The sequence below is a fragment of the Sphingopyxis sp. genome (assembly GCF_035565275.1).
Classification (GTDB): domain Bacteria; phylum Pseudomonadota; class Alphaproteobacteria; order Sphingomonadales; family Sphingomonadaceae; genus Sphingopyxis.
On the sequence record NZ_DATMST010000109.1, the window covers coordinates 1 to 8,510 of the forward strand.

General features: G+C 65.7%; 15 protein-coding genes. 8 read left to right on the plus strand and 7 right to left on the minus strand.

The genetic code is table 11. The features are described 5' to 3' along the window. Both VN047_RS07425 and VN047_RS22715 read right to left on the minus strand, forming a co-directional pair. Positions 1-180: urease subunit gamma (locus VN047_RS07425; protein WP_325541489.1), on the minus strand; the 180-nt coding region annotated here is incomplete at its 3' end. A gap of 9 nt (positions 181-189) precedes the next feature. After that, a complete protein-coding gene (locus VN047_RS22715; RefSeq protein WP_414712679.1) occupies positions 190-573 on the minus strand; it encodes an urease accessory protein UreD in 384 nt (127 codons plus the stop codon). 29 nt (positions 574-602) lie between these two features. Between VN047_RS22715 and VN047_RS07435 the strand changes: the two genes are divergently transcribed. From VN047_RS07435 to VN047_RS07455, 5 genes are all read left to right on the plus strand, one after another. Further along, on the plus strand, positions 603-1,199 hold the full coding sequence (locus VN047_RS07435; RefSeq protein ID WP_325541491.1) for a sulfite exporter TauE/SafE family protein: 597 nt from the start codon (positions 603-605) through the stop codon (positions 1,197-1,199). Next, a complete protein-coding gene (locus VN047_RS07440) occupies positions 1,196-1,654 on the plus strand; it encodes a YaiI/YqxD family protein (protein WP_325541492.1) in 459 nt (152 codons plus the stop codon). The genes VN047_RS07435 and VN047_RS07440 overlap by 4 nt, the downstream gene beginning before the upstream one ends. Positions 1,655-1,720: 66 nt before the next feature. Next, complete coding sequence (locus VN047_RS07445; protein WP_325541493.1) at positions 1,721-2,068, plus strand: DUF962 domain-containing protein; 348 nt, start codon at positions 1,721-1,723, stop codon at positions 2,066-2,068. Between the two features lie 74 nt (positions 2,069-2,142). Continuing rightward, positions 2,143-2,346, plus strand: a complete 204-nt coding sequence (locus VN047_RS07450; protein ID WP_325541494.1) for a DUF2061 domain-containing protein — start codon at positions 2,143-2,145, stop codon at positions 2,344-2,346. Between the two features lie 52 nt (positions 2,347-2,398). Then, a complete protein-coding gene (locus VN047_RS07455; RefSeq protein ID WP_325541495.1) occupies positions 2,399-2,827 on the plus strand; it encodes an OsmC family protein in 429 nt (142 codons plus the stop codon). Positions 2,828-2,969: 142 nt separating this feature from the next. Here the strand turns inward: VN047_RS07455 and VN047_RS07460 are convergent, their stop codons facing one another. The 3 genes from VN047_RS07460 to VN047_RS07470 form a co-directional block, all read right to left on the minus strand. Further along, positions 2,970-3,554, minus strand: coding sequence for a hypothetical protein (locus VN047_RS07460; RefSeq protein ID WP_325541496.1), 585 nt, complete (start codon positions 3,552-3,554; stop codon positions 2,970-2,972). Positions 3,555-3,652: 98 nt separating this feature from the next. Then, a complete protein-coding gene (locus VN047_RS07465) occupies positions 3,653-4,228 on the minus strand; it encodes a hypothetical protein (RefSeq protein ID WP_325541497.1) in 576 nt (191 codons plus the stop codon). Between the two features lie 96 nt (positions 4,229-4,324). After that, positions 4,325-4,783 carry a nuclear transport factor 2 family protein gene (locus VN047_RS07470; protein WP_325541498.1) on the minus strand — a complete coding sequence of 153 codons (459 nt, stop codon included), beginning with the start codon at positions 4,781-4,783 and terminating at the stop codon, positions 4,325-4,327. 145 nt (positions 4,784-4,928) lie between these two features. Here VN047_RS07470 and VN047_RS07475 point away from each other — a divergent pair, with 145 nt between their 5' ends. The 3 genes from VN047_RS07475 (at position 4,929) to VN047_RS07485 (ending at position 6,729) form a co-directional block, all read left to right on the plus strand. Next, positions 4,929-5,816: an arylamine N-acetyltransferase gene (locus tag VN047_RS07475; RefSeq protein WP_325541499.1), complete on the plus strand. Its 888-nt coding sequence runs from the start codon at positions 4,929-4,931 to the stop codon at positions 5,814-5,816. Positions 5,817-5,891: 75 nt separating this feature from the next. Then, positions 5,892-6,320, plus strand: coding sequence for a DUF1801 domain-containing protein (locus tag VN047_RS07480; protein ID WP_325541500.1), 429 nt, complete (start codon positions 5,892-5,894; stop codon positions 6,318-6,320). Positions 6,321-6,333: 13 nt separating this feature from the next. After that, positions 6,334-6,729: a DUF1801 domain-containing protein gene (locus VN047_RS07485; RefSeq protein ID WP_325541501.1), complete on the plus strand. Its 396-nt coding sequence runs from the start codon at positions 6,334-6,336 to the stop codon at positions 6,727-6,729. Positions 6,730-6,735: 6 nt separating this feature from the next. Here the strand turns inward: VN047_RS07485 and VN047_RS07490 are convergent, their stop codons facing one another. Both VN047_RS07490 and VN047_RS07495 read right to left on the minus strand, forming a co-directional pair. After that, positions 6,736-7,653, minus strand: coding sequence for a hypothetical protein (locus tag VN047_RS07490; RefSeq protein WP_325541502.1), 918 nt, complete (start codon positions 7,651-7,653; stop codon positions 6,736-6,738). Between the two features lie 76 nt (positions 7,654-7,729). Beyond that, a partial coding sequence (locus VN047_RS07495; RefSeq protein ID WP_325541503.1) for a ThuA domain-containing protein occupies positions 7,730-8,510 on the minus strand: 781 nt, incomplete at its 5' end.

Sequence of the window (8,510 nt, forward strand, 5' to 3'; positions counted from 1 at the left end):
GCCCGCCTCCATCAATTCGGCCACCGGGCGGCCGTCGCGGGCGCCTTCGACCACGAAATCGGTGATCAGCGCGATCGCTTCGGGATGGTTGAGCTTGACGCCCCGCTCGAGCCGCTTGCGGGCCACGATGGCCGCCATGGCAATCAGCAGTTTGTCTTTTTCGCGCGGAGTGAGATTCATCGAGATGTCCTAAAGATGCCAGAGACGCGGCAGAGTGCCGGCGCGAGCCAGTGCGCCAAGAATTGGAACGATCGTGCGGCGAAGCGCAAGCCCGGAATTTGCCATGGCTCGTATGACGAGACGTTCACCGCTGACACTGGCAGCCGCTGTCGCACCCTCGGGCAGCAGCGCGCGGACCTGTTCGAGGCGGCGCGCCAAGTCGGGTCCAAAGTGAATGATGGTGGCAAAGGCACGGGCACCCGCCAGGAGCGCCGGATTGTCGCGGCTGAGGTCGGAGCCATCGATATGGGTGGCTTCGGCATGCACCAGCCGGCCGTTGCGGCGGATACGCCAATTGTCGCGGAACAGGGCGTCGCGAGCATCCTCGCCCATGGCGTCGCGACCCAATAGCACGGCTTCGATGGCGGTGAGGCTGGCATCGGGTGCGAGATCGATATGTGATCAGCGTCTGGTCGTTTCGCAAGTCGTGGGACGGGTGGATCATCAGCTGGATGTTGCCCGGCGCGGCGCTCGGCATTCTCGCGGGATATTATTACGCCGAGCGGGTCAACGAGGCGCAGCTGATGATGGCGCTGGGTGCCATCACCCTTGCCTTCGGCCTCTATCGCCTGTGGGTCGAACGCGGCGGGCGGATCGTCGCGGCCTCGCGGTCGCCCGGGTGGGTGGGGACGATCTTCGGCGGCATCATGGGGCTGACGAGCCAGATCGCGCACGCCGGCGGGCCGCCGTTCCAGATGTGGGTGACCCCGCGCAAACTTCCGCACCTGACCTTCATCGGGACAAGCGCAATCCTGTTCGCGATCGTCAACTGGATGAAGGTGCCCGCCTATCTCGCGCTTGGTGCCTTCCCCCACGAAGTGATCGTCGCGGCGCTGCTGCTGATGCCGCTCGCGATCGTGTCGACGCTGTTCACGGTGCACTGGATGAAGCGGATGAACCCCGAGCGTTTCTACGTCCTCATCTATGCGCTGATGGTGCTGCTCGGTGCGAAACTGCTGTGGGACGGACTGCACGGATGATCGCGCCCGTCATTCTCGTCGATGCGGACGCCTGCCCCGTGAAGGATGAAATCTATCGTGTCGCGTGGCGGCACGAGGTGGCGGTCAAGGTCGTGAGCAACAGCCGGCTGCGCGTGCCCGGCCATCCGCTGATCGAGCGGGTCGTCGTTTCGGACAGCTTCGATGCCGCCGATGACTGGATCGCCGAGGCGGCGAATGCGCAGAGCATCGTCGTCACCGCCGACATATTGCTCGCCGACCGCGCATTGAAAGCAGGCGCGAGCGTGCTCGGTCCCAACGGCAAGCCCTTTACCATGGCGTCGATCGGCCCCGCGATCGCGACGCGCGCGATCATGGCCGACCTGCGCGCCGGGGGCGACCAGATCGGCGGCCCGCCGCCCTTTTCGAAAGCCGATCGCTCGCAATTCCTGCAGGCGCTCGATACGGCGCTGGTGCGCCTGAAGCGTCAGATGTAGGTTTCGTCGCCGCCTGCGCGGGCCGGACGACTTGACCTCGTCGTTCCTGCGCGACATCTTTCTCCGGTGTCACGGCTCTACACCAGCTTCGCCGAATTCTGGCCCTTTTACCTGCGCGAGCACAGCAAGGCGTCGACGCGGGCGCTGCACTATGTCGGCACCAGCCTCGTCATGGTGATCGCGGTCGCTGCGGTCCTGAGCGGACGCTGGGGATGGCTGATCGCCTTGCCGCTCGCGGGTTATTTCTTTGCCTGGGTCGCGCATTTCGGGGTCGAGAAAAACCGGCCGGCGACCTTCACCTATCCGCTGTGGAGCCTCGCCGCCGATTTCCGGATGTGGGGGTTCTGGCTGAGCGGGCGGCTCGGGCCCGAACTCGATCGCGCGGGCGTCGTGCGGGAAAATCGATCAGAGTGACCTGAAACACTGTCTGGCACTTTTTGCGAATCATTCTTAACTTGAGCGGGTTCGCCACTTGCCGGAGAAGGGCCATGCCCACTGACCTCGCCAAGACTTTTACTTACCTCACGATCCACCTGACGATCGGCTTCAGCGTTGCCTATGTGATGACCGGATCGGTCGCACTCGCCGGCGGCATCGCGATCATCGAGCCGTGCATCAATGCCGTCGCATTCTTCTTTCATGAAAAGGCGTGGCAGCGTGTCGGTGCGGCGCGTAAGCTGATCGTCGCATGACGCATCGGCGCGAGTCCCGCGTTTGCCATCCCGTCCAGCCAAGGAGATTATCATGACCGTCAATCGCGCATCGGCCCGTTACGAAGGCTTCGGCAAGGAAGGCAAGGGATCGATCACGACCAAATCGGGCGTGCTCGACAAGCAGCCCTATGGTTTCGGAACGCGTTTCGAAGGACAGCCGGGGACGAACCCCGAGGAGCTGATCGCCGCGGCGCACGCGGCCTGCTTTACCATGGCGCTGTCGTTCGGGCTCGCGCGGGCGGGATATTCAGGCGATACGCTGGAGACCAGCGCGGCGGTGACGCTCGATCAGGTCGACGGCGGTTTCGCGATCACCAAATCGGCGCTGACGCTGACCGGCAAGGTGCCCGGGATTTCGGCCGACGAATTCGCGAAGATCGCCGAGGAGGCCGAGAAGAACTGTCCGGTATCGAAGCTGCTCGATTGCGAGATCACGCTCGAGCATAGCCTCGAAAGCTGAAACCGGTCGATTTTCGGGCCATGGCGGCCTGCAAATGGCAAGGCTCCCCGCTTCCGGTGCTCACGTACTAAAGTATGCTGCGCTCCGGTTCACGGAGCCTCACCATTTTCGACTCGCCCCGAACCGAAACTCGACCTGTTTTTCAGGCGGCGCGGAGCAGCGGCGCGGGCAGTTCTTCGGCCATGAAGTCGAAGCTGCCCTGCGCCGGCGGCGCCAGTAACCAGCTTTGCAGCACCTTGTGGCGGCGATGGCCGATATGGCTTTCGATGAGCACCAGCTCGCGCGGCACCCAGTTCCATGCGACGGGCACCGGATCGAATTCGCACTCGCCGTAGCCGAGGGTGACATGCGGGCGCAGCCCCGATTTGCGGTGCATCGGTTCGATGCCCTGCGCAGCAAGCCGTCCGACGATCGCGTCATATGCCTGGCGGATGGCACCGATGGCGCCCGCGGTGACGAGTTCGGCGCCGGCGCCGCGCGACACGATGCGGCCGAACGGTATCGGGCTCGCGGCGGGGAGGCCGGCATCGAACGCCTTGGCGACCTGGCCTCGCAGAAAGGGTTGCGGGGCCAGCGTCTCGGCAATCGTGCAGAGCGTCAGATGATAGCGATAGGGGCTGAGGCCGGCGAACAGGTCGCCCGGTACGCGCGGCAACTGGCGCGCGAGCCAGCCGGCGCGATCGGCGGCAAGCTGAAAGCCGAGGAAATAGCGGAACATCGGGTCCATGGATCATCCTCCGAATCGGATCAATGTTCCTGTTATGTTCTTTTCGGGGCCGGGAGTCGAATCCTTGCTGCAAGCGCAGGTTCGGCCGGGGGTCGGGCCTATCCGCCCTTTTCCGACGCGCAGTCGCCCTGACGTGTTTCTTCACTGCCGCTCGCGAGAAACCAGCGCGACTCGTTCGTCATCGCAGGATCGTTGACATAGCAGACGTCGGTGGCGCCGGTGGCGGGATCGACGAGAATCATCCACTGATGTTCGCCGCATTTGTGCTGCTGGCACGACCAGGAGGCCACCTTGCCGTCGATCATCTCGATCGGCGCCGAGGGTCCGGGGGTGCTCGTGATCGCCTGCCGGACGCGCGCATCCGTCACCGTCGCCGCGATGCCCGCCTTGACCAGCGGATGGTCGTTGAAGGCGACGCCGTCGACTTCGTCGAACAGATATTTGCCGACATAGCCGGTGAGCGCGGGTCCGCCGGTTTTGGCCGGCGTAGCGGCCGCCGGGTTCGCGGGGCCATTCTTTTGCTGTCCGGCCGTCGCCGGAGGAGCCGCCGCGACGGCGGTTTCGGACGGAGGCGGGGCGTCCCGGCTTTCGCTGTCGCCGCTGCAGCCGGACATGGTCAGGGCGAGGGCCGCGATCAACACCGGCGCGAGCAGGCGGGGGGCGCGAAAAGTCATGATCTGTCTCCGGTGTAACGATACGCCGGTTATGATTGCGCGGCGGCGGCAAGGCAATGGGCGGCCGGCATGTCGCAGCGACCGCGCGGCTTTGCGTTACGGCTGCGGGGCGGCGCCCGGCGCCATGCGCGTCACATGGATATAGGTTGCCTGCCAGCTGTCGCCGCTGCGCCGGAAGATGTCGGTGAAGCGAATGCGGGCCCGGAACGGCTTGCCCGCCGAGCGGCCCGAAAGGACGGTCTCGGCGCTCGCGATCCCCGCGTCGCTGCCGAGCGGGAGGATCACGCGGTCGTGCAGGGTGACCGGGTCATAATCATCGTCGGCGCCGGTCCAGCCGTCGATGAAGAACGCCTTGCCGTAACGCTTTCCGCTGCCGTCGATAAAGACGAGGTCGTCGGCGACCATGCGTTCGAGCGCAGCGCGATCCTGCGCGATTTGCGCCGCATCGAACGCGTCGGCAAATGCGCGAAGGTCCGCGGCCGCGTCCTGTGAACGCGCTCCGACCGACGACAAAAGCACTGTTGCGGCCAGCGCAGTGACACCAGCTTTTCGCATATCGCAGCCTCTCGTTTCGCAGCCGGCTGTTCTGCCGGTCCACCGCTGCATATCATCCGGGCGGCGGCTGGCAATCACGCGCTTGACCTCAACCGGTGTTGAGCTTTCATAAGGTGGGCAGTTGATTCGCGAACGGAGCCTTTTCATGCTGCATCACCCTGCCACCTCCTCTGCCGATCCGGACGAATCCGGCCCGGATGCGCCGGACTCGCCAGCGCCCGCCTTTCTGGCGCGCTATTTTTCGCGGATCGGTTACGACGGCCCGGTGGCGCCGACGCTCGACGTGCTCGCGGCGCTTCAGGCCGCGCATATCGCGGCCATCCCGTTCGAGGCGATCGATGCGCTGACCGGCGCGGGGATCGAGATCGATGCGGATGCGGTCGACGCCAAGCTGATCGGTCAGCGGCGCGGCGGCTATTGTTTCGAACAAAACGGCCTTTTTCTGCGTGTGCTGCGGGCGATCGGCTTCGATGCCGATGGCCTGCTTGGCCGGGTACGCTGGATGCTGCCCGACGATGCGCCCGCCACCCCGCGCACGCATATGGTCGTGCGGGTACGACTGGATGGGCGATTCTGGCTGGTGGATGTCGGGTTCGGCGCGGCGGTTCCGCCCCGGCCGCTCGCGATGGACAGCGTGGAGGCGCAGCCGACACAGCATGAAAGCTATCGCGTCACGCCGCAGGGCGAGGCGTGGCAGGTCGCGGCGCGGATCGAGGAGGAATGGCGGACGCTTTATCTTCTCGACGATGTCCCGCCGCCCGCTATCGATTACGAGATCGGCAACTGGTACACGTCGGCGCACCCCGGTTCGCACTTTCGCCACCAGCTGATCGCGGCGCGCACGACTTCCGAGGCGCGTTACGGCCTTCGCGACAACCGGTTGACGACGCGCCTCGTCGATGGCCGCATCGACCGGCGCTATCTGACCGCCGACGAGATCGAACGCGTGCTGGCGGAAATCTTCCTGCTGCCGGTGCGGCCGCACTGGCGCCCCGCGATCGAGCGCGCCGCGACGGCGGAGGTCGTGGGTTAGGTCTTCGCCGCTGCTTGACTCGCCGCCGTCATGGCTTTCTCATGGCTGGCGCATGAGAGACAGGAGTGCGATGTCATGGCCGCCCAAAAGCCCGTCCTGCTGTCGGGGGGCAATCCGCAAATCCCGAAAGGCTATGGCTATGCGCCGGTACAGGCGTATATCGACGCAATGCCGGGGTGGAAGTCTGACGTCTGGCGGCGGCTCGACAAGCTGATCGAACGTGCGGTTCCGGGGGTCCGAAAGGCGGTCAAATGGAATTCGCCGCTCTATAGCGCCGGACACGCCGACGAGCCCGAGGACAGCTGGTTTCTGTCGATCCATTGCTATGACAAATATATCAAGGTCGCCTTCTTTCGCGGCCAGGCGCTCGATCCCGTCCCGCCGGTGGCGTCGAAGAGCGGCGATACGCGCTATTTCCACATCCACGAGGCCGATACGGTCGACGAGGCGCAGTTCGCCGGCTGGGTAAAACAGGCAAGCGCGCTTCCGGGCGAGAAGATGTAAGCGGAGGATCGACATGGCTGCGGAACTGATCGATGCAAAGATAGCGGGGCTGGGCGACTGGCGGGGCGCGGTGCTGGCGAAGCTGCGCGCACTGATCCGCGCCGCCGATCCCGACGTCGAGGAAACGGTGAAGTGGCAGAAGCCTTCCAATCCGTCGGGCGTCCCGGTGTGGGAGCATGCGGGCATCCTGTGCACGGGCGAAACATATAAGGACAAGGTCAAGCTGACCTTTGCCAAGGGCGCCGCGCTCGCCGATCCGGCGCGGCTGTTCAACGCGAGCCTCGACGGCAACACGCGGCGCGCGATCGACCTTTACGAAGGGCAGGAGCTCGACGAGGCCGCCTTCAAGGCGCTGGTCCGCGCGGCGGTCGAGGCGAATCTGGAAAAGCCGGCGCGCGCGAAGAAATAGCGGACGCTATTTTTCGGGCGGTGCGGCCCCTTCGAGGTCGCGGAGCATCCGCTTGCCGATTTCGGCGCGTTGCTGCGGCGCGAAGCGGTCGGTGCTGACCGCATTATAACCGCGCAGATAGGAAAGGTCCCAGTGGGTGAGGGTCAGCGGGATGTCGCTGCCCATCGGTGCGTCCAATATGGTGAGGATCGTCGAGATACCGGGCTGTTCCAGCCGGCCGGGGTCGGCACGGGTGAAGGCGCGCATCGCGGCATAGTCGCCAACCTGTGTCGTGGTGAGTCCGCCGAGCGCGCGATATTCGATCACCACGACCGAAGCAACGATGACCGGCCGCGTCGTGGGGCTGATCCGCGACGGCGTGTTGACCTCGCTCAATATCCGGTAGCCGAGCTCGAGGTCCACCGGCACCGATGTGCCGTTGCGGTCGACGATATCCTGCACATACCAGGCGACGACGGGACCGGGGCGTTTGGCGAGTTCGACCGGCCGGGCATCGTCGCCGGGTCGTCCGAGGAAGTAGGCGGGATATTCGCGTTGCAGCGCCTCGACCGTTTCCTGCTTGTCGCGGGCAAAGATGACGAGCGCGTTCGGCCGGCAGCCGGGAACCGCGAGCCGGATCTTCGCGGCGGCGGCGACCCGGCGCATCCGCGTGGTTACCGCGCTGTCCTGTTCGGCGGTCAGCCCGACTGCGGCGGGGCAGACGGCGTTGCGGTCGAAGCGCGCGACCGGATTGATGCCGCGCGTGTCGGTCAGGTCGCGGACAAAGGCGCGCACCTGCTGTTCGCGCTGTTCGCGGTTCGCCTCGCCGATGACGATGATGTCCGATTTGCCGGCAGGCGGAGAGGTGCTGTCCTGCGCCGCCGCGCCGGTAGCACAGGACATTGCAATGAGGGGGGCAAGCAGAAGGGGCGTCAGAAAGCGCATGTTCGACTCTCCCATGCGGTACGGACCGGACCGCGTCAGTCTATGCCTTTGCGGGAGCATAGGGAAGCGATGCCTTTCAACGCAATCGGGTGGTTCCGCACCCCTTTCCCGCCTTCCGCGCGGCCCAGCCGATCGCACCGTCGATCAGTTTCAGATGCACCGGATCAGCCCATGCCTGCGGCTTGTGGCCGAGCGCCGAGAAGAAGATGCGCGCTCGCCCTTCGCAGCGCCACCAGATCAGTGCATGATCGTCGCCCATCCGGTATTTGGGATCGAGCTTCATGTCTGTCTCGTCGAGACGGGCGAGGATATGCGCGCCACGTCCGGGCGGCGCGTCCCAGCTGTAATATTCGTCGGTCCAGCGCCAGCGCGGCGGCAGGTGGCGCGTCGCGGGATGGCTGCGATCGTCGACGATGATGTCGGCGGCGGGGAACTGGTCGGCGCCGCCCGGGTGGCCGGTGAATTTATTGTAACCGAGGATCGCCTTGTACCAGCCCGGATGGCTGTCGACCCCCGCACCATGGACGCCGACGAAACCGCCGCCGCGCGCCAGCCAGCCCGTGAAGGCGGCGCGCTGGCCGGGGGTCAGCAGGTCGCCGGTCGCACTGGCGAACACGATGACGTCGAAGCGCGCGAGCTGATCGGGGTTGAAGATCGCGGCATTTTCGGTGGCGTACCGGCCCCACCCGCGCGCCGCGACCAAGCCGTCGATCGCGGCAACGGTGGCGGGAATCGAGTCGTGGCGATAGCCGTTGGTCTTGCTGAAGATCAGCACCGCGGGGCGACCCAGCGCGGGCAGATCGGGCGGGATGCTGTCGAAGACCGGCACGGGGCGCCGCGGATCCGGCGCGGCTGGC